Source organism: Sphingomonas sp. S1-29, assembly GCF_026167545.1.
In the GTDB taxonomy this organism is placed as follows: domain Bacteria; phylum Pseudomonadota; class Alphaproteobacteria; order Sphingomonadales; family Sphingomonadaceae; genus Sphingomonas.
Window position 1 is genome coordinate 1,358,581 of record NZ_CP110678.1, and the last position, 21,070, is coordinate 1,379,650.

General features: G+C 67.0%; 14 protein-coding genes. 3 read left to right on the plus strand and 11 right to left on the minus strand.

The window, feature by feature from the left end; all coding sequences use genetic code 11:
• The first annotated feature begins 54 nt into the window (after positions 1-54).
• Positions 55-378, plus strand: a complete 324-nt coding sequence (locus OKW76_RS06370; RefSeq protein ID WP_265552126.1) for a GIY-YIG nuclease family protein — start codon at positions 55-57, stop codon at positions 376-378.
• 206 nt (positions 379-584) lie between these two features.
• On the opposite strand, the gene OKW76_RS06375 is transcribed toward OKW76_RS06370, so the two are convergent.
• The 3 genes from OKW76_RS06375 to OKW76_RS06385 form a co-directional block, all read right to left on the minus strand.
• A complete protein-coding gene (locus OKW76_RS06375) occupies positions 585-2,084 on the minus strand; it encodes a CoA-acylating methylmalonate-semialdehyde dehydrogenase (RefSeq protein ID WP_265552128.1) in 1,500 nt (499 codons plus the stop codon).
• Between the two features lie 205 nt (positions 2,085-2,289).
• A complete protein-coding gene (locus tag OKW76_RS06380; protein ID WP_265552129.1) occupies positions 2,290-3,306 on the minus strand; it encodes a ferritin-like domain-containing protein in 1,017 nt (338 codons plus the stop codon).
• A gap of 19 nt (positions 3,307-3,325) precedes the next feature.
• Positions 3,326-4,291, minus strand: coding sequence for a ferritin-like domain-containing protein (locus tag OKW76_RS06385; RefSeq protein WP_265552130.1), 966 nt, complete (start codon positions 4,289-4,291; stop codon positions 3,326-3,328).
• Positions 4,292-4,452: 161 nt separating this feature from the next.
• Here OKW76_RS06385 and OKW76_RS06390 point away from each other — a divergent pair, with 161 nt between their 5' ends.
• Positions 4,453-5,193: a Crp/Fnr family transcriptional regulator gene (locus OKW76_RS06390; RefSeq protein WP_265552132.1), complete on the plus strand. Its 741-nt coding sequence runs from the start codon at positions 4,453-4,455 to the stop codon at positions 5,191-5,193.
• A gap of 128 nt (positions 5,194-5,321) precedes the next feature.
• Here OKW76_RS06390 and OKW76_RS06395 read toward each other — a convergent pair whose 3' ends face one another.
• The 6 genes from OKW76_RS06395 to galB all read right to left on the minus strand — a co-directional run bounded on the left by OKW76_RS06395 (position 5,322) and on the right by galB (position 14,791).
• Positions 5,322-6,074, minus strand: a complete 753-nt coding sequence (locus tag OKW76_RS06395; protein WP_265552134.1) for an anti-sigma factor domain-containing protein — start codon at positions 6,072-6,074, stop codon at positions 5,322-5,324.
• A complete protein-coding gene (locus OKW76_RS06400) occupies positions 6,067-6,627 on the minus strand; it encodes a sigma-70 family RNA polymerase sigma factor (protein WP_265552135.1) in 561 nt (186 codons plus the stop codon). Before OKW76_RS06400 ends, OKW76_RS06395 begins: the two co-directional genes overlap by 8 nt.
• 106 nt (positions 6,628-6,733) lie before the next feature.
• Positions 6,734-8,344, minus strand: a complete 1,611-nt coding sequence (locus OKW76_RS06405) for a glycoside hydrolase family 43 protein (protein WP_265552137.1) — start codon at positions 8,342-8,344, stop codon at positions 6,734-6,736.
• Positions 8,341-9,627: an MFS transporter gene (locus tag OKW76_RS06410; protein ID WP_265552140.1), complete on the minus strand. Its 1,287-nt coding sequence runs from the start codon at positions 9,625-9,627 to the stop codon at positions 8,341-8,343. The genes OKW76_RS06405 and OKW76_RS06410 overlap by 4 nt, the downstream gene beginning before the upstream one ends.
• Positions 9,624-12,062 carry a glycosyl hydrolase 115 family protein gene (locus tag OKW76_RS06415; protein ID WP_265552142.1) on the minus strand — a complete coding sequence of 813 codons (2,439 nt, stop codon included), beginning with the start codon at positions 12,060-12,062 and terminating at the stop codon, positions 9,624-9,626. Before OKW76_RS06415 ends, OKW76_RS06410 begins: the two co-directional genes overlap by 4 nt.
• Positions 12,063-12,076: 14 nt before the next feature.
• Entirely contained in the window at positions 12,077-14,791 is a 2,715-nt protein-coding gene (gene galB / locus OKW76_RS06420) for a beta-galactosidase GalB (RefSeq protein ID WP_265552143.1), read from the minus strand.
• Positions 14,792-15,024: 233 nt separating this feature from the next.
• On the opposite strand from galB, the gene OKW76_RS06425 reads away from it, so the two are divergent.
• Entirely contained in the window at positions 15,025-18,243 is a 3,219-nt protein-coding gene (locus OKW76_RS06425) for a TonB-dependent receptor (protein WP_265552145.1), read from the plus strand.
• Between the two features lie 281 nt (positions 18,244-18,524).
• Here OKW76_RS06425 and OKW76_RS06430 read toward each other — a convergent pair whose 3' ends face one another.
• Together OKW76_RS06430 and OKW76_RS06435 are read right to left on the minus strand one after the other, a co-directional pair.
• Positions 18,525-19,733 (minus strand): SGNH/GDSL hydrolase family protein, encoded by a 1,209-nt coding sequence (locus OKW76_RS06430; RefSeq protein WP_265552147.1) that lies wholly within the window; start codon positions 19,731-19,733, stop codon positions 18,525-18,527.
• Positions 19,730-20,917 carry an endo-1,4-beta-xylanase gene (locus tag OKW76_RS06435; protein ID WP_265552149.1) on the minus strand — a complete coding sequence of 396 codons (1,188 nt, stop codon included), beginning with the start codon at positions 20,915-20,917 and terminating at the stop codon, positions 19,730-19,732. Before OKW76_RS06435 ends, OKW76_RS06430 begins: the two co-directional genes overlap by 4 nt.
• Positions 20,918-21,070: the final 153 nt, after the last annotated feature.

A 21,070-nucleotide genomic window follows, 5' to 3' on the forward strand; every position in this document is an offset into this window, starting at 1 on the left:
CGCCCGTGGCTCTGGGTCCTGGCTTTCGCCAGGATGACGATGGGGGGATCGAACATGGCGAAAATCCCCACCGTCTATATCGTCGCAAGCCAGCGCAACGGCACGATCTACACCGGCGTCACGTCCAACCTGCTCGGGCGCATCCATCAGCATCGCACTAAGGCGTTCAGGGGTTTCTCCGCCGAGTATGGCTGCGATCGCCTGGTCTGGTTCGAGGTCCACGAAACGATGGAATCAGCGATCGTCCGAGAAAAGCGGATCAAGAACTGGCACCGTAGTTGGAAGCTCGAGCTGATCGAAACGGACAACCCGACCTGGCGCGACCTGGCGCTCGATCTGGGGTTCGACCCGCTCGACCCACCCCCACCGTCATCCTGACGAAAGTCAGGACCCAGAGCCGCAGGCGGCATCGCCCGTAACCCTGGATCCCGGATCAAGTCCGGGATGACAAAGGTAAACGACGCCAAATCCACCACTCCACCGTCATCCTGACGAAAGTCAGGACCCAGGGCTGCAGGCGACACCGCCCGTAACGCTGGATCCCGGATCAAGTCCGGGACGACGGACTGAAGCACCGACATCCCTCACCCCATCGTCGGAATAACGAACGCATTGGCAGCATCGCCCACCCCGCCATCGGGCCAGCGCTGGGTGATCGTCTTCACCTTGGTCCAGAAACGGACGCCTTCCATGCCGTGCTGGTTGGTGTCGCCGAACGCGCTTCGCTTCCAGCCGCCGAAGCTGTGATACGCCACCGGCACCGGGATCGGCACGTTGATGCCGACCATGCCGACATTCACCCGCGCGGCGAATTCGCGCGCGGCGTGGCCGTTGCGCGTGAAGATCGCGACGCCGTTGCCATATTGATGCTCGCTCGGCAGCCGAAGCGCGGTTTCGAAATCGGGGGCGCGGACGATCTGGAGGACCGGGCCGAAGATTTCTTCCTTATACGCCTGCATGTCGGGAGTGACATGGTCGAACAGGCTGGGGCCGATGAAGAAGCCCTGCTCATGCCCCTGCAATTTGAAGCCGCGCCCGTCGACGACCAGTTCGGCGCCTTCGTCGACGCCGGTCTGGATCCAGTTTTCGACGCGCTGCTGGTGCGCGGCGTTCACGACCGGACCGTAATGCGCGTCGTTGTCGGTCGACACGCCGATGCGCAACGCGGCGATCGCGGGCAACAGCTTTTCGCGCAAGGCATCGGCGGTCTTCTCGCCCACCGGCACCACCACCGGCAGCGCCATGCAGCGCTCGCCCGCCGAACCGAAGGCTGCGCCCGTCAGGTCGTTCACCACCTGGTCGAGATCGGCGTCGGGCATGACGATGCCGTGATTCTTCGCGCCGCCCATCGCCTGCACCCGCTTGCCCGCCGCGACACCGCGCCGATAGACATAGTGCGCGATGTCCGACGATCCGACGAAGCTCACCGCGCTGATCGCCGGGTGGTCGAGGATCGCGTCGACCATCTCCTTGTCGCCATGCACCACCTGCAAGATGCCCTCGGGCAGGCCGGCCTCAAGCATCAGTTCGGCCAACCGCACCGGCACCGAAGGATCGCGCTCGCTGGGCTTGAGCAGGAACGCATTGCCGCAGGCGATCGCGACGCCGCTCATCCACAGCGGGATCATCGCGGGGAAGTTGAACGGGGTGATGCCAGCGCCGATGCCCAATGGCTGGCGCATCGAATAGACGTCGATCCCCGGCCCCGCGCCTTGGGTATATTCGCCCTTGAGCACGTGCGGGATTCCGCAGGCGAATTCGATCACTTCGAGCCCGCGCTGGATGTCGCCCTTCGAATCGGCGATCACCTTGCCGTGTTCGGACGACAGCAGGTGCGCGAGTTCGTCGATATGCGCTTCGACCAGCGCCTTGAACTGGAACATCACGCGCGCGCGGCGCTGCGGGTTGGTCGCCGCCCAGGCCGGTTGCGCCGCTTGTGCCGCCGCGATCGCCGCGTCGAGCGTCGCTTGGGTGCCGAGGTTCACCCGCGCCTGCACCTGGCCGGTATTGGGGTCGAAAACGTCGCCGGTACGCGCCGAAGTGCCGCCGGCACCGCCCGCGATCACATGATCAATGATCCGCATCTCATCTCCTGACGTCTGTCTGTCGCGACCGCGCGCTCGGTCCAGGAGCGAAGCGGCCGTTCTGCCTGCGTGGGTTCCGCAGGTCGTGTGCGCACCCCCTAACGCACCCGGCGCGACAAGAAAATGGCCGCCCGACCGACTTTCGCGGGTCGAGCGGCCATAGGGCGCCGCGCTGGAGGGGGGAGGCCGCGCGGCGGCGATCGGGTCAGCTTGCGGCGCTGCTCCGGATCGTGCCGTTGACGCCCGCGGGGAAGAACCCGCCCGCAGTCGCCGCCATGCGGTTGAGATAGACGATGTTGAGCACCTGCCCCGCCGAGCGGCTATAGGCGAGGCCACTGGCATCGGTCGGCACGATGTTCGACCGCGTCACGCCGTTGCTGGTCGTCGCGCGGACGCCCTGGTCGAGATCGGTCGCACCGTCGAGGCTGTCGCGCGCGTCCGAAATCGCTTCGGTCGCCGCGATCAGCGACGGAGTATCGATCCCCTTGCGATACAGCACGGTGCGAACGAGGCCGGCGTGATACGCCTCGGCCGCGAGCAACCCTGCCGCTGCCTCGAGGAAGGTCTTGTTGGTCAGCAAGGGCGACGCGCCCTTGTACGCGGTGACCCCGACATCCTCGAAGATATAGGCGGCGAGCAGGAAGTTCTCGTCGTTCGCATAGGGATCGAACGCGACCCCCGCGCCGACCAACCCGGCAGCACGCGCGGCGTTGGAAAACGCGCCGTTCGCAGCCGATCCGATGTCGATCGCGGGCTGCGCCACCCGCGCCGCGCCAAGCGCGCTGCGCAGGAACAGCACATGCTGGCGCTCGTCATTGGCGATTTCGCGCGCATAGGCCGCCACCAGCGGATCGGTGAAATTCACCTGCCGACCGCCGGTAACCGCGCCCTGCGTTCCCGCACCGGTCAACGCGTCGTTGGGAAGCCCCGCACCGGTCGCCGCGAACAGGTAGAATTGCGCTTCGAGATATTCGAGGTTCAGCGCGAAGTTGAGCACATCGCCATCGGTGATCGCCGCTGGCGTCGGGGTCGGGGTAGGCGTCGGCGCGGGGGCCGGCGGCGGGTTGCCCGGAAAATCGCCGCTGTCGTCGCAGGCCGCGAGCATCGATGCCCCGGCAACCGCGAGCCCGGCGGTGCCCGCCATCTTGAGCATCGCCCGACGGCTCTCGCGCCGGGCTTCGCCCGCCGCCAATACGTCGAGGAGCAGGTTCTGATCGTTCATGTCGTATCCTCCCTCTTTCTCAGTTCGCGGCGCTGGTGCGGATGGTGCCGTTCATGCCTGCGGGATAGAACCCGCCGCGGTCGGTCATCATGTTGTTGAGGTACACGATGTTGAGCACCTGGCCGGCGCTGCGGCTGTAGGCGAGGCCGTTCTCGTCGAGCGGGACGATGTTCGAAGCGTTGCCGATATTGGCGACGCCCTGGTCGAGATCGGTGGTGCCATCGAGGCTGTCGCGCGCGCCCGAAATTGCTTCGGTCGCCTGGATCAGCATCGCGCTCGGGGTCTCGATCCCCTTGGCGTACAGCACGGTGCGCACCAACGCGGCATGGTACGCCTCGACCGCGAGCAGCCCGGCGGCGGCTTCGAGGAACACCTTGCTGGTGATCAGCGGCGATGCGCCCTTGTACGCGGTGACGCCGACATCTTCGAAGATGAACGCACCGAGCAGGAAATTCTCGTCGCTGGCATAGGGATCGAAGCTGGTGTTGCCGGGGCCGATCAGGCCGGCGGCGCGCGCCGCGCTCGAAAACGCGCCGGTCGGCGTCGAGCCGATGTCGATCGCCGGCTGGGCAACGGTCGCGCTGCCGAGCGCGGTCCGCAGGAAGCGGACATGCTCGACTTCATCGGCGGCGATTTCCTGCGCATAGGCGGCAACCACCGGATCGGTGAAGGCCACCTGCCGGCCGCCGCTGACCGCGCCCCGCGTACCGGTGCCCGTCAGCAGGTCGTTGGGCAGGCCCGAACCAGTCGCGGCATAGAGATAAAATTGCGCCTCGAGATATTCGAGGTTGAGCGCGAAGTTGAGGATATCGGCATCGGTGATCGCCGGTGCGGCCTGCGCCATCAGCGGCGACGATTTCGTCGCGATCATCGCGCCGCCCGCCACCGCCGCGGCAACGCCGAAGCTACGGAAGAAATCGCGGCGATCCTCCAGGCGCAGCGCCCGCTTGTCGAACATTTCGACCATTTCGCTACTGTCAGTCATCGGCAGCCTCCCTTGATCGCCCATTCATGTGGACGCGAAAGCTACGCCGCGCCGCGCCGACAAAGACGCAGTTGCGCGCGATCTTTTATATTCTTCGAGGTGCGCATCTTTTCAGCGCCGCGCGTCGAACCTTCGCTGAGCGAAATGTCGAAAGAGGGTCCGTGCTACGCTTGAATGAAACCCAGCAGATCGAACGCGATTCTGGCCGGCGCACGTCGTCGATGGAAAACCGGCTAATAGCCGCGCTGCCGCGCGAAGACGGTGCGGCGCTCGCCGCGCTCGCCCAGCCGATGACGCTTCGCGCGGGCGAACCGGCGGTGGTTGCCGGCGGCGCAGCGGTGTTGTGGCTGCCCGACACCGCGGTGCTGTCGTTCGGCGAGACGCTTGCCGAACGCAATGTCGAATGCGGCATCGTCGGCGCCGAGGGCGCGATCGGCTGGGAGCCGCTGATCGGCCTGCCGCAATCGAACCAGCGGGTCGCGGCGCTGGTCGGCGGCAGCCTGCACGCGATACCGTGCGGCCAGGCGGCGGCGCTTTGCGACCAACGTCCGGCGATCCTCGCGCACCTGCTGCGCTATCGCGAGACGTTGTTGATTCAGATGCGCTGGACGATCGCCGCGCGGCTGCAGAACGGGCCCGATCGCCGGCTGGCGCGCTGGCTGTGCATGCTGCACGACCGGGTCGAGGGCGACACGCTCGACATCACCCATCTGCGCCTGGCGGCGTTCCTCAACGCGCGACGCGCGAGCATCACCGATTCGCTCCACGTGCTCGAAGGCGAGCGGATCGTCCGCTGTACCCGCGGCAAGATCTTCGTTCGCGATCGCGGCGCGCTCGAAGCCGCGGCGGGACCGGCCTATGGCCCTGCCGAGGCCGCCTATGCTGCGCTGTTCGAGCGGTAGACCCCAACCCAGAGCAGGGGGTGCCGAGCTTGTCGAAGCACCGTTCTTCTTTTTCGTGCCGCCCAAAGAGGGAAAAGCGGTGCTTCGGCAAGCGCAGCACGAACGGGGAAAGGGTGGCCCCTTCCCCGCTACAGCAGCGTGATCCGCGCCGTGCCCAGGATATCGCCGGTCGGGGCGGCATGCGGTGCGCCATCGGCGGGTTCGAGCGTCAGCGCCAGCGTCGCACCGTCGGCGAGCAGTCGCCCGGTGTCAGCCGCCAACCGCACTTCGCTCTCGCCGTCGCGCGCGATCAGGCCGAGCGAGGTCGGCGCGCCGCCTTCGGGAATGACCCACAATTCGGGCTCGCCGGCGCCCGCCGGGATCGCGGTCGCGCGGACGCGCAGCACGCCACCCTGCGGGTCGAGGCGCATCGCCAGCATCGACGCGCCTTCGCCGTCGTTGAGCTGCGCGACCAGCGTCTCGGTCGGCAAAGGTTCGGGCGGCAGCGGTTCGGGTGCTTCGGCGACGACCACCGGCGGCGGTGCGACCGGATCGGGCTGGGTGACCAGCATCAGCGCCAGCGTCGCAGCGATCGCGGCGAAACCCGCGGTCGCCCATTTCCAGCCGCCCGCCCCGCCGGTCAGCGCCGGGCCGGGATCGTTCGCGGCGATCGGCGGCAAGCGCTGCTCGACCGCGCTCCACACGCGCTGCGTCGGCGCGATCGGCGTAATTTCGGCATAGAGCCCGGCAAAGCGCTGGTCCCAGGCATCGACTTCGGCGGCGAACACCGGATCCTCGGCGCGCAGCTGCTCGGCCGCGAGCCGCTCGGCGCCGCTCAGCAGCCCGAGCGACAATTCGCCCGCCAGCAACGCGCGCTCCTCGGGGGTCATCGGCTCAACCATGATCGATGCACCGTTTGAGCCGTTCGAGGCCGCGGCGGACCCAGCTCTTCATCGTGCCCAACGGCACCGACGCGCGCTCGGCGAGCTCGGCATAGGTGTAGCCATCGAAGAACGCAGCGCGGATCGAGTGATGCTGATGCTCCTCGAGCGTGTCGAGGCATTGTGCCAGCAGCATCCGTCCTTCGTGATCGACCATGTTCTCATCGGTGGAAGCTACGTCGGCGAACGCGGTCTGGATGAGTTCATCGGGATCTTCGAGCCGGCGCTCGCTGGTGCGGCGCCAGTCGATCGCGCTGTTGCGCGCGATCGCGCACAGCCAGGTGATCGGGCTCGCCCGCTCGCGATCGAAGCGCGCGGCACGGTGCCAGACCTTGAGATAGACTTCCTGCAGCACGTCTTCGGCCGATTCGCGGTCCTTCACGATACGGAAGCATACGCCGAACAGCTTGGCCGAGGTGCGGTCATAGACCGCCTTCAGCGCAGCGCGATCACCCGCCGCGACGCGCGCGATGTCATCGCACAGCAGGGCACGCGCACTATCGGCGTCGGTCATGCGGTAACTGGGTCCGGCAACGTACGCATCGACATGCTTCTATGGCCGCGATCGTGGCGGCACAAGGGTACAGAACGTGCAGAAGCCATGCCGCTCGGCCCCACGTTCACGCGGCATATTCGCGTTCGCGATAATCGAACCAGGCGACATCGGCGGGCATCGCGGTGCCCGCCATGTCCTGCGCCGCGACCCCGACGAAGGCGCCGGTGAAGTTCGCCATCCCCGGTGCGCTCGCCTCGTCCGACAGGATGCTCGCGTCGAACAATTGCGGCAGCCAGGTCCAATCGGCGTCGCCCTCGCAACGATAGCGAAAGCGCAGCCGCTCGAAATCGACCTCGACGCCGAGTTCGATCGCGCCGTCGGGAATCGCGATCGGCGCGGTGAAGGCATCGGCCTGCGGGCTGTCGGGCAGCGCCGACATCACCGCCAGATGTCGCCCGATCGCGTCGTCGTGGCTGACGTACAGGTAATGGAACTTGGTGCCGTTATAATAGCAGACCAGTCCCGCCATCTGCTGGAAGTGCGCGGGTGCGACTTCGATCCGCGTCTGCGCGGTGTAGCAAAATGCCTGTTGCCGCCGCGCGACCAGCGCTTGCTCGAACACGCTGCCGATCGTCTCGCGGCCATAGAGCCGCAAATGCCCCGGACGCGCGGTGAGCGAGAAGATGCGATCGGGTTCGGGGGTGCGCAACCACTGGAAATCGATCGGCAGTTGGGGCGTGTCGAAGCGGGTGCGCTCCTGCCGCGGTTCGGGCGGTGCGGCATCATGCTCGACCGCGAGCACCGGCATCGCATCGCCCGCAAGCGTGTAGAGCCAGCCATCGTCGCCCCAGCGCATCGGCTGGATCGCGGTCTCGCGCCCCATCACGCAGCGCCCGCGATTGGGGAGCGGGCGGCCGCACAGATAGGCCAGCCACGGCGTCCCGTCGGGCGCCTCGACCAGATCGGCATGGCCCGCGCGCTGGAGCGGCGCGTCGGGGCGGTTGCGCGCGGTGAGGATGTAGCGATCGGGATGGAGCTCATACGGACCGGTGAGCGTGCGCGACCGCGCCATCGTCACCGCGTGGTTCCATCCCGTCCCGCCCTCGGCGGTCAGCAGATAATAATAGCCGTCGCGCCGGTAGATATGCGGCGCTTCGGTAAGACCCAATTCGGTGCCTTTGAAAATCAGGTGGCGCTCGCCCACCAGCGCGCGCACGGTCGCATCATATTCCTGCAGCACGATGCCGGCGAAACGATTGCGGCCGGGGCGATGGTCCCACAGCATATTCGAGACATATTGCCGGCCGTCCTCATCGGTGAACAGCGACGGGTCGAAGCCGCTGCTGTTGAGATACACCCGATCCGACCATGGCCCGTCGATCGACGGCGCGGTCACCAGATAATTGTGGAAATCGCGCAGCGACGCCCCCGAAGCGCCGCCGGTGGTGGTGCGGCCATAGCGTTTGACGTCGGTATAGACGAGGTGGAACAGCCCGTTCGCATAGGTCAGGCACGGCGCCCACACCCCGCAGCTGTCGGGATCGCCGCGCATGTCGAGCAGGTCGGCACGCGCAAGCGGGCGCGCGACCAGTGTCCAGTTCGCCAGATCGGTCGAATGGTGGATCTGCACCCCCGGAAACCATTCGAAGGTCGAGGTGGCGATGTAATAATCGTCGCCGACACGGACGATCGAGGGGTCGGGGTTGAACCCCGGCAGGATCGGATTGCGGATCATGCGGCGACATCCTGTCCTTGGGGTTCGGGGGCGACCGCGGGCGGCTTGACCACCGTCCACAGCACCACGGCGGCGAGCAGGTCGAGCATCGACAACGCGACGAAGAAGGGCTCGTAGCCGATCGTCGTCACCAGCGTGCCGATCGCGACCGAGAACAACAGCACCCCCAAATTGGCGAAGGTGCCGCCGATCCCCGCGACGGTGCCGATCTCGTTCTGCGGGAACAGATCGGTGGCAAGCGTGATGCAGGTCACCGACAGCATCTGGTGCGCGAAGCCGCCCAGGCTCAGCAGCGCGATCGCGGCATAGGGACTCTCGACGCTGCCGACGAAGATCATGCACGTCATCAGCAGCGCGCCGATCGTGAACGCCCCGCGCCGCGCGTTGATCAGGCCAACCCCGCGCCGCCGCAGCCACGCCGCCATCGCGGGGCCGGCCATGCAGCCGAAATCGGCGGCGACGAAGGGCAGCCACGCGAACATCGCGATCTGCGCCAGGTCGAAGCCGCGCGCGGTGACCAGGTAGAGCGGCAGCCAGAAGGTGAGCGTCCCCCAGGTCGGATCGGCGAGGAAGCGCGGCAGCACGATGCCCCACAGGTTGCGCTGGCGGAGCAAGGTCGGGATCGACCGCCGCGGGCCGACCGCCAGATGCGCCTCGCGCCCGGTCGCAATCAGCGCGCGCTCTTCCTCGCTCAGCCGCTGGTGCGTCTCGACCGATCGATAGGTGAACAGCCACAGCACGACCCACAGCCCTGCCAGGATCCCGACCACCACGAACGCCGCACGCCAGTTCCACCAAAGTATCGCGCCCGCGACCAACGGCGGCGCGAGCATCGACCCGAACGACGCGCCGACATTGTAGATACCGCTGGCAAAGCCGCGTTCGCGCGCAGGAAACCATTCGGCGACCACCTTGAGCCCGCCGGGATGCGCGGTGCCCTCGGCAAAGCCGAGCGCGGCGCGAAGCCCCATCAGCGACAGCCAGCCGGTCGCCAGGCCATGCGCCATCGTGATGACCGCCCAGGCGCTGGCGAAGATCGCCAGCCCCATACGAAGCCCGATCGTGTCGAGCAGATAGCCCGCGACCGGCTGGAGCATGATGCCCAGCTGGAACGCGCCGGTGATCCAGCCATATTCGCGCTCGCCGATCCCCAGATCGGCGAGCACCGTCGGCGCGGCGACGCCGAGCGTGCTGCGCGTCAGATAATTCAGGCTGGTGCCGATCATCACCACGCCGATCAGCCACCAGCGCAGATTCTTGATCGGGCGGCGGGCAGCCTTCACGAAGCGACCCGCAGCTGCTGGATCACCACGCCTGGATCGATCATCCAGATACGGATGCGGTGCTTGCCAGCGCTACCCACGCGATGCGTCGAGCTGGTGGTGCGTGCGGCGTTGGCCACGGCTTGCTCCCATTCCCTTTCGCCGGTGCCCTTCCACAGGTCGATCACCTGCGGCGCTGCGTCGTCGATCGCGATCGCATAGCGGCGTCCGGTGCCCACGACGTCGAGCGAAGGGGCGGCGAGCACATCGATGCGGACATCGCCCGCACGCGGCAGCGTCACCGTGTATTCGAGCATCGGCCCCTGCCCCGGCGCCTGGATCGGTGCGGTCTGCGGCCAGGGCGTTACCGCGGCGCCGGTGATGCCGAGGCCGGGTACGGTCAGCCAGCGGGTCGCATCCTTGCCCGCGCGAACCGCGGTGTGCGCGGTGGCATCGATCTCAATCGGTCGCGCGGTCGTGGCGGGACGCGGCGCGGGCTTGATCGGGCTGCCGGCGGCCACGCGTTGTACCACCGGCATGATATCCTGATCGGGCTGCTGCCAGCTCGTATAGCCGATATGCGTCTGCGCCATCATGTGCTTCCACTTGCCGCCGCCCAGCGATTCATAGCGATCGCGGATCACGCGGTCCTGCGCGAACAACCGCTCGGCCTCGTCGGCCAGCGCGTTGGCGCGGGGATCGTTCGCTGCGGCGGCGGCGCGGTTGCGCGCGACGGTAACGTATAGCCGCGCGAGATTGCCCGCCGCCTGCACGGGATGTTCGACCAGTTGGTAGAAGGCATCGCTCGCCCCCGGCGCGACGCTCGGCCGCACCGCCGCGACATCGCGATCGAGCGCCGCCCATTCGGCGAGCACGCGATCGGCGGTACCGTCCGCCAGGCTCCAGCTATCGGGCGACCAGAGCTCGGGCTTTTGCCGCGCCAGATAGCGCGTGGTGCGATCGAGGATCGACGCGATCGCCGGCGCCGGCGCGGCGCCGAACTGCTCGGTCGCCCAGGCCTGGTGATACCCGGCCATCTTCTCGACCGTCATCGCCGCGGGGTCCCACGCCATGTCGAGGAAGAAGCTGGTCGGCAATTCCATCGGCTTGAGGTCGCCGACGTTGACGATCCACATCCGATCGACGCCATGCGCGGCGGCCAGCGACATCTGCTCCCAGGTCCGCGAAATCTGGTTGGTGTTGAGCCACTTATAGTTGCGCGGCCCGCCGACATAATCGAAGTGATAATAGACGCCATAACCGCCGGGCCGGGTGACGCCGGGCTTGGGCAGGCGGCGGATATTGCCCCAATTATCATCGGCGAACAGCAGGGTCACGTCGTCGGGAACGCGCATCCCCTGGTCGTAATAATCCTGCACTTCCTTGTAGAGCGCCCAGACCTGCGGCGTCTGCTCGGCGGGCTTGCCGGTGACGTCGGCGAGAATCTTGCGCTGGTCGGCGACGATCGTCTCGAGCAATTTGGTCGCGGTGCCGGTGGTCATCGGCTCGTCGCCATCGCCGCGCATGCCCACGGTAATCACCGTCTCGCGCCCCGCATTGCGCTTGATCCCATCGGCCCAGAAACGCTGCAATTCGGCGGGGTTGGTGTTGTAATCCCATGCGCCGCCCTTGCCGCGCGCCCATTCGACATGCGCGCGCTGCATCGGTTCGTGGTGCGAGGTGCCAAGCACGATTCCCATACGCTGCGCCAGCGCCGCGCTCTTGGGATCGTCCTGCCAAAGCGACTTGCCCCACATGGCCGGCCATAGATAATTGCCCTTCAGCCGCAGCGTCAGCTCGAACACCCGCTCATAGAATTTGGCGTTGATCCCGCCGAAGCTGGTCCGCGCCCATTCGCCGAGCGCCGGCTCCTCATCATTGAGGAAGATACCGCGATAGCGCACCGCCGGCGCGTCGATCCGCCGGCCCGGCGTGACGAACAGGCTCGCCTTGGTCGCGACCGGCACATCGGCCCACCAGTTCCACGGCGACACCCCGGCGCGGCGCGAAAGGTCGTAAGTGCCGAAGATTGCCCCACGCCGATCGCTCCCCGCGATCACCAGCGCGCGCGCAACTCCGGGCATCGGCGCGTCGACCACCTGCTGGACATAACCCTCCCAGCGCCCGGCGAGCGTCGAGACGTCGAGCTTACCTTCGGCAATCAGCCGGTCGACCAGGGGGCTGGCCCCCACCACCCCGATCAGCACCGCGCGATCGGGCGCGACGTCGGCCCGCCCCGCGACCGCCGCCAGATCGCGCGTCAGGTCTTCGGCTGCGTCGCGCACTCCGGCATCGGTGACACCCTCGACCACCACCCGCGCGGCGACCCCGCGCTCGATCAGCGACAGCGCGCCGGTGGTATTGCGATCGCACATGCTCACCGCCTCGGTGCAGGCAAAAGCGGGGGTGGCGGCAAGCGAAACGATCGCGGTGGCGATCAGGCAGGCGGTGCGCATGGTCTGGTTCCTGTTCATTTGCCGGTCGCCGTCACGACGACGCGGGTCGGTGCCAGCCCATCGGCTTCGGCAACCAGGGTGATCGGCCCCTTGCCGCCGGGGCGGGCGCGGACGATCGCAAGCGCCTTGCCGTTGAAGGCGGCGCGGGTGGCGGAGGGGAAAGCGGTCAGGTCGGTCGGGTCGCCATTGTCGGTCGCGACCAGTTCACCCGGCCCCTCGACGCGGAAGCGGATCGGCATCTTGGCGCGCGGCGCGATCCGGCGCTGCGAATCGACGACATCGACGGTGACGAAGGCGAGGTCACGGCCATCGCCCGCAATCCGCGACCGATCGGCGGTGGCAGACAAGGCACTCGCCTCCCCCACCGTCTCGACACTGGCGTCGGCCCAGGGCTTGCCCTCCTTCCACGTCACCACCTGCAGCACGCCCGGCTGATAGGTCACGAAGTCCCAGCGGAAGCGATAGGCAAAGGGGGCGCGCTTGATCCGCCCCTGCGACTCGCCATTGACGAACAATTCGGCTTCGTCGGCGGAACTGAACACATGCACCGGCGTCACCTCGCCCTCGCGCCCCGGCCAGGTCCAATGCGGCAGGATATGCGCGAATTTGAGGTCGGGGCGCCAGCGCGCCTGATAGAGATAGAAGCGATCCTTGCGGAACCCCGCCAGGTCGACGATCCCCGAATAGGAGCTGCGCGAGGTATAATAAGGCGTCGGCTCGCCGAGATAGTCGAAGCCGGTCCAGACGAACTCGCCCGCGACATCGGGGTTCTGGTCGATCGCCGAAAATTCGCGATCGGCCGACGATCCGAAATCGGACGCGTGGAGCTCATAGGCGCTGACGTGATGCGTCACCGGATCGCCCCCCGATCCCGGCCGCACCGGCCCGCTGACGCTGCCCGACACCGGGAACAGGTATTCGCCGCGGCTGCTCAGCGCCGACGCGCTTTCGCTCTCGAAGATCACCTTGTCGGGGAATTTCGCGCGGAACGCGGGATATTGGCCGGGCAAGGTGCGGATACCCGAGCCCTGATAGTTGATGTTAATGACGTCCATCTCGGCGGGCATCGGCATGTCGGGCTTGGCATAATTCATCGCGCTGGTGGCTGGGCGGGTATCCTCCTCGCGGACGATGCCGACCAGCTTGCGCGCGATCGCCGCGCCCTCCTCGCCGGTATATTGCTCGCCTACCTCGTTGCCGACGCTCCACAACATGATCGAGGGGTGGTTGCGGTCGCGGCGCAGCATCGACCGCAGATCGGCCTCGTGCCAATCGGGGAAGATCAGGTGGAAATCGAGCGGGGTCTTCTTGCGCTCCCACGAATCGAACACCTCGTCGATCACCAGGAACCCCATCCGGTCGGTGAGGTCGAGCAGTTCGGGCGCGGGCGGATTGTGGCTCATGCGGATCGCATTGACCCCCATTTCGCGCAGGATTTCGAGCTGGCGTTCGGCGGCGCGCACGTTGAACGCCGCCCCCAATGCGCCGAGATCATGGTGGTTGTTCACCCCGTTCAGCCGCACCGGCTGGCCATTGACGATCACCCCGCGCGGCCCAGCGAATTCGATGTCGCGCACCCCGAACGGCGTTTCATAGCTGTCGACGACACGCCCGCCGACGCGAACGCTCGACACCGCGACATATCGGTTGGGCTGCTGCGTCGGCGGCGGCCCCCAAAGCCGCGGATTGGCGATCACCGTCGCGCCATCGAACCGCGCCGAGCCCTTGGCGGCTACCTGCTGCCGCGCCGCCGCGATGCGCGCGACCGGACGACCGGTGTGGCGGCCATCGGCCCCCAGCACATACAGGTCGCTTGCGACTTCCACCGTCGCCGCCGCGTCCGAATCATTGTCGATCGTCAGCGCCAGCGTGACCTCGGCGGCTGCCTTGTCGACCTTCGGGGTGCGCACGATGCTGCCCCAATGGCCGACATGCACCGGCGCGGCCTTCACCAGCCACACGTCGCGATACAGCCCACCGCCGGGATACCAGCGCGCCGATTCGGGCGGATTGTCGAGCCGGATCGCCAGCTGGTTGCGTCCACCGGGCACGACATGCGGCGTCAGGTCAAGCCGCCAGCCATTATAGCCATAAGGCCAGCCGCCCACGAGCCGACCGTTCAGCCACACCGTCGCATAGGACATCGCCCCATCGACATCGAGGAAGATCGAGCGCCCGGCATCGCGCGCGGGGATGTCGAGCGTCTTGCGATACCAGCCGATCCCCCAGCTCTTGAGCCGGCCCATCCCGCCATAAGGGCCGTCCTTGATGAACGGGCCGGCGATCGCCCAGTCGTGCGGCAGCGTTACCTTGGTCCAGGCGCTGTCGTCGAACCCCGACTGGACATAGGCAACGTCGCTGCCGGGATCGCCTGCGGGGCGGACATGCCACTTGGCGGGATCGGCGATAAAGGCGTTGGCGGTGGGCAAAATCCACGGCTTGAGCACACGGCTGTCGCCCGCGCGCACCGCCACCGCATCCTCGGGCTCGGCATCGGCGACGCGACCATCGGCGCTGCGCTCGACGACGGGACGGACGTCGTAGCGAAGATCGGTGGTCATGCCGGCGGGATCGCCGCGCGTGAAACGCCAATTATCGTCGATGCGGATTCGCTCACGCCCGACCGCGGTTTGCGCGATCGCCGCAGTCGCCAGCAATGCCCAAAGCACCGCCAGCCCGAAGGCGATGGACAGCCTTTCCCCAGCGCCCATGGTCCGATCAAACCGCATCGTCTCTCCCCTCGCGACCGCTGCTCGCAGCCTGTTTTAGGTTAGCGTTACCATCACGATGGCTGCCCATCGGGTCAACCCGCCGTACCGTCTTTAATACCGGTCGCCGCCAATTGACACCGTTGTCCTGACAGCGGTATCAGCGCAACAGCCGATCCGGTTGGACCGGCCCTTTGCGACCCCGAAGCTCGGGGCGTCGACACGGGAGAGGGAAAGAAATGGACACCATTGGAATGTCGCGTCGCGTCGCGACGATGTCGGCGATGCTGCTGACGACCGCCGCCTGGCCGGCCTTTGCGCAGACCACCCAAACCACGCCGCCCGCTCCGACCGCATCGTCGAGCAGCAGCGCCAACGAAGCGCCCAGCATCGCTGCGCAGGACGGCGCGGGCCAGACTCAGCCGACCGCGATCGATTCGACCGACCAGCAAGGCGCCGATCCTTCGGCAACGGGCAACGCCGATATCGTCGTGACCGGCTATCGGGCTTCGCTCGAAAGCCAGACCAACGCCAAGCGCAACTCGATCGGCTTCACCGACACGATCTTCGCCGAGGATATCGGCAAGTTCCCCGACACCAACATCGCCGAATCGGTCAACCGTATCCCCGGCGTGACGATCAGCCGCGAAGTGACCGGTGAAGGCTCGAACGTCGCGATCCGCGGGCTCGGCACCAACTTCACCCGCGTGCTGCTCAACGGCGCGCCGATCGCGATCGCATCGGTCCGCTTCGACGCGCAGAGCACCAACCGCGAAGTCGATCTCGACCTGATCCCGACCGAGCTGTTCACCCAGCTGACCGTCAGCAAGTCGCCGGTTGCCAGCCAGCTCGAAGGCGGCGCCGCGGGCACAGTGAACCTGCGTTCGGCCCGCCCGTTCGACAACCCCAAGCCCTATTTCAGCTATGGCCTGCAGGGTTCGCAGGTCAGCACCACCGACAAATGGGGCTATCGCGGCTATGCGCTGGCCAGCGCCACCTTTGGCGATTTCGGCATCCTGGTCGGCGGCGCGGCGGTGAAGAACCGCTTCCAGGTCGATGGCTATGAAACGATCGGCTTCACCAACCCCAACCTGACCGCCACCCAGAATACCAGCTCGACGCGCAACAACACCGGCGGCGGCAACTTCACCATCCCCGGCACCGTGCCGATGAACGCGGGCAACGGCCTGACCCCCGGCACGACGATCGATCAGGCGTTCCTGCTTGCCAACAACCCCGGCGCGACGATCCAGCAGATCGACAACGGCCTCCTGCCGCGCCTGGGCCGCCCGCGCACCGAGATCGGCGAACGCACGCGCTACAACGGCCTGGTGTCGCTCGAATGGCGCCCCAGCGACGCGCTGCATTTCTATGTCGACGGCATGTATGCGCAGCGAGAAACCGACATGACCCGGACGTCGATGAACTGGGTGGTTCGCAACGGCGCGGTCATTCCGCTCAACACCACCTACGACAACAGCGATTGCAGCGTCGGCTGCACCGTGACCGGCGGTACCTACGCGAATTCGCAATTCTTCCTGGAATATCGTCCGTACAAGGACACGCAGGACTATTGGGGCGTCAACCCCGGCATCGATTTCATCATCAACGATTACATCAAGGGTGATCTGCAGGCCAATTACACGCGGAGCAACTTCCGCCGCGAGAGCCCGACGGTGCTGGTCATCACCCCGCCGAGCAGCGGCCTGACGGTGAACTACACCAACAATGGCGGCATCCCCGATATCCAGAGCAATATCGACCTCAACAACCCGAACAGCTTCGGCTGGAACGGTGGTGGTCGCGTCAATCTGAACGGCGAAGAGCGCGAGACCGAGACCAAGGGTATCCGTGGCAGCCTGTTGTTCGGCGACGAGCAGCGCTTCAGCGTCCGCGTCGGCGCGGCCTATGACGATATCAGCCGCCGGATCACGCCGTTCGACAACACCAATCCCTGGCAGGCGGCGATCTGCGGCAACAACCCCAGCGTCGTGCTGCCGGGGCCAAACCGTCAGCCGCCGTGCGACGGCGCCAATCAGCCCGGCACCACCGCGCCGGCAGGCTATCCGACCTATCCAGGCTATGGCACCGGCGCCACCGTCGGCGGCGCGCCGCTCAATTACGGCGGGTCGCTCATCCCCACCGCGGGGGTCCCCAGCTATCTGCTGCCGGGCAGCAACGGTTTCATCACCGTCGATTGGGACAAGTTCAAGCAGGATACCGGCTATGACGAGTTGCTGGCCGGCGCGACCGAGACCGGCGCTGGCAGCAGCGGCGCGAATGGCGGCCTGATCCGCGAAAAGGTGACGGGCACCTTCATCGAGATGAACGGCATCTTCGATGTCGGCACCGAGAATACGCTCCGGCTGAACGGTGGCCTGCGCTATGTTCGCACCGAACAGCTGGTCGGCGGTCGCACGACCTTGCCGAACCCGCTCAACGTGCGTGGCGGCGTTACCTGCCCCGGGGTGAGCCCGACCTTCGCGCTCGACGGTTCGTGCTATCCGACGATCGTTAACTTCGCGCAGACCGACCGGTTGTATTCGAACTTCCTGCCGTCGGCGAGCGTGGCGTTCAACTTCGGCCGCCAGGCAGTCGCTCGCGGCTCGATCTCGCGGACGATGACGCGGCCCGATCCCAACCAGCTGCTGCCCGGTGCTTCGTTCGTCCAGCCTTCGGCCGACGTCGGCACGCTCGGCAACAACGCGCTCAACCCCTACATCTCGGACAATATCGACCTTGGGTTCGAATATTATACCGGCGGTGAAGGCGTCATCGCGTTCGCAGCCTTCCGCAAGTCGATCACCGGCTTCACCGTCAACGGCATCAACACCGTGCCGTTCTCGACGTTGGCGCCGTTCGGCATCACGTTCGCTTCGCTGACGCAGGCCCAGCAGCAAGCGTTGCTCGATCGCGCACGCCCATCGGGCATCGCACCCGAGCAGGTGCCGATCCAGCTCCAGCAGCAGGTCAACGCCGACGGCAAGCTCAAGGTCAACGGGCTCGAGTTCCAGCTCACCCAGCCGCTCGACTTCCTGACGCAATATATCGGCGTCCGCGGCTTCGGCTTCCAGGGCAACCTGACGCTGATCGACCAGCGCGGCGAAGGCCAGGTGCCCGCAGTGGCGCTCGGCGTCGCCCCGACCACCTATACGGCGACCGGCTATTACGAAGGCAACGGCCTCTCGGCGCGGCTGACCTACACCTATAACGAAGGGTCGGTGAACTCGGGTCTGAACCAGAACGGCCTCCCTGCCGCCGCGATCATCGGTCGCGACTATGGGCAGCTCGATTTCTCGGGCAATGTCGATCTCGGCAAGATTCTGGGCAACGACTATCTGCCGACGCTGGTCGTCAACGTGATCAACATCACGAAGCAGGCGCAGAGCTCGTACTTCCAGTACGAGAACGCGACGTTCAACGAATACAACCCGGGCCGCACCGTGCTCGTGGGGGTTCGCGGCCGCTTCTAAGCGCCTCGACCCGATCTGTTTCCTCCCCCTCGGTGGTCGTCACGTTCGTGGCGGCCACTTTTTTTGTGCGTTTGCGATTGGGGACGGGTGAGTAGGAACCGCACTCCTGCCGTTCGTGCCGAGCTTGTCGTTGCACCGCCCTGCGCACCACAGGCGCAACTTGCCGGACAAAGAACGGTACTTCGACAAGCTCGGCACGAACGGGTCGGGTAGAAGTGGCAAGCGCCGCGTATGGCGCGGGTCATGCCGGGGCGGAGGTGCCTCCCCCGCCCCGCTCCGTTTCAACGTGCGGCGTCTTCGAACACCGCCAGCGGCACCGCCGCCGCCATCGCGCGATAGCCGGCGTTCGACGGATGGAGCCCGTCGCCCGAATCCAAAGCCTTGCGCAGATGCGTCGGCTTGGCGGGGTCGCGCATCGCGGCGTCCATATCGATCACCGCGTCGAAATTGCCAGGCGTACGGATGAAGGCGTTGAGCGCCTGGCGATCGGCTTCGTTCAGCCGGTCGGGGTGGTAATATTCCGAGCCGCCATAGGGCATGATCGTCGCGCCGATCACCCGCACCCCCGCCGCCCGCGCGCGCGTCGCGATCTGGCGATAGCCGGCGATCATCCGCGCGACCAACTGGCGGTGCTCGGCCTCCGACACCGGCTGTTCGCGCGTCAGCGTGCCGAGGTCGTTGACCCCGATCATCACCACCAATTGCTCCACCCCCGGCAGCAGCAGCACGTCGCGGTCGAGCCGCGCCATCGCATTGGGGCCAAGCCCATCAAGCAGCAGCCGATTGCCGCCGATCCCGAAATTGGCAATTGCCAGGTCGCGCGTCGCCGGATCGGCCGCGAGCCGCTGCGCCAGATAGTCGGTCCAGCGCCCGTCGCTGTCTGGCACGACGCCATAGCCGTCGGTAATCGAATCGCCGAGCAGCGCGATCGCCGAGGCGCCGGGAGAATCGACGTCGATCCCCGACAGATGATACCAGCGTACCACCTTCACCGCAGCATCAGCCTTGCCGATATGCGTCGTCGTGCGCGCGCCCGGATGCCCGGTCGCCAGCTCGGGGCGTTCGGCGAGGTCGATCGCAACCGCGACATGCGCCAGCGGCTTGACCGCCAGCGCGACCGGGTCGGACCAATAGTCGGCCCCCGCGGGCACGGTGAAGCTGCGCTCGCCTGCGAAGGTCGCGACCCGCTCGGTGCCGGGGGTACCGCTCGCCGCCCCCGCCGCGCTGGCCAGCGCGACGCGGACGCCGTCGACGCGCAGCGGCTGGCGGCCATGCCGGTTCGACACCCGCAGCCTGATCCGCGTGCCGCCGACCGACAGCCGCATCGTCTGGCGGATCGTCAGCGGCCCCGCCTCGCCCGGCGGCAGCGCATTGTCGCCCTCCATCGGCATCACCGCGGTCGCCCAGCTCGATACCCAATCGCGGTCGCCCGCCTGCGCCTGCGGCACCGCGAAGACCAGGCACAGCGCGATCAGCCAGCCGCGGATCATGCCGCGCGCTCCGGCGCAGCGGGGCGCATCGGCGCGCCCGCGAGCGATCGTGCGATCGCCGCGCGCAGCGGCTTGGGCTCGAACGCCACGTCATAGGGCAGGCCGCGCGTGATCTCCTTGTCGGGGCGCGGCTCGAAGCTGCGCAGCCAGCTATATTTGTCGCTCATCCCCCAGGCGAGGACGTCGGTGAGCTGCGGATAGGACAGCATCAGGTCGAGATAGGCGCCCGCAAAATCGGCGACCGCGCGGTCGCGCGTCGCGATGTCGGCGGGAAGCCCGCGGTCGCGCACGTCGAACTCGGTGATGCTCAGGCGATAGCCCATGCCGGTGACCTCGTTCAGGAACGCGCGCCACGCCGGGGTCAGCTGCCCCACCAGCGCCGCGATCGACGACGTCGGCTTGGAAATGCTGATATGCGACTGGACCCCCAGCGTATCGACCGGGGTGCCGCGCTTGCGCAGCCCTTCGAGCATCCGCAGCACGCCGCTGCGATGCTTCTCGTTGCCCGCTTCCCAGCTCATATAGTCGTTATACACCAGCTCGGCGTGCGGCGCCGCGGCGCGCGCGGTGCGGAAGGCGTGGTCGAGCACCTGCTCGGGCCCGCCCATCGCCTTCGACAGCGATGTCTCGCGCATACCGCCGGTATCGGGATCGACCGCTTCGTTGACCACGTCATAGCTGTAGATCGCGGTGCCGTAGCGCGCGGCGACGGTATCGATGTGCGCGGACAACAGCCGCTGCGCCTCGGCCGCGGGCTTGCTGCCGAAGTCATAGTCGTTGAGCCATTTCGGGAACCAGCGGCTGTAATGCCACAACAGCGTATGCCCGCGCACCGGCATCCCCGCCGCCTTGGCATAGGCAATCATCGGATCGAGCCGATCGAAGTCGAACGCGGCGGCCGAGGGGCGCGTGCGTTGCCACTTCAGCTCGTTCTCGGGCACCAGCACGCCGCAATCGCGCTGCAGCAGCGCGGCGAAAGCGGGGTTGGCGAACGATCCGGCGTCGGCCCCTGGCCGGCTCCACGCAAAGGCCGAGCCGAAGCGAAGATTCCGCGTCTTGGCGATCGCGTGCAGCCCCTCGCCCTCGGCCTGCGCGAACGCGGCGGCAGGCAGCAAGGCGGTACCCGCGGCGGCGAGGCCGCCCCCGAGCAAGCTACGACGGTCGATCGGTACGTTGGTTTTCATGGAATCCTCGATCTGGCAGGGCGTAAAGGTCGGTGGCGGGATCGCGCGAGATCGGTCTGGATGCGGCGATCCTTATGCTGCGCTCGCACCGGCGGATCGAAAGGCCGATTTCCGCCGGGTTGATAGCGATATCATGCCCCGCCCGCGCCCATT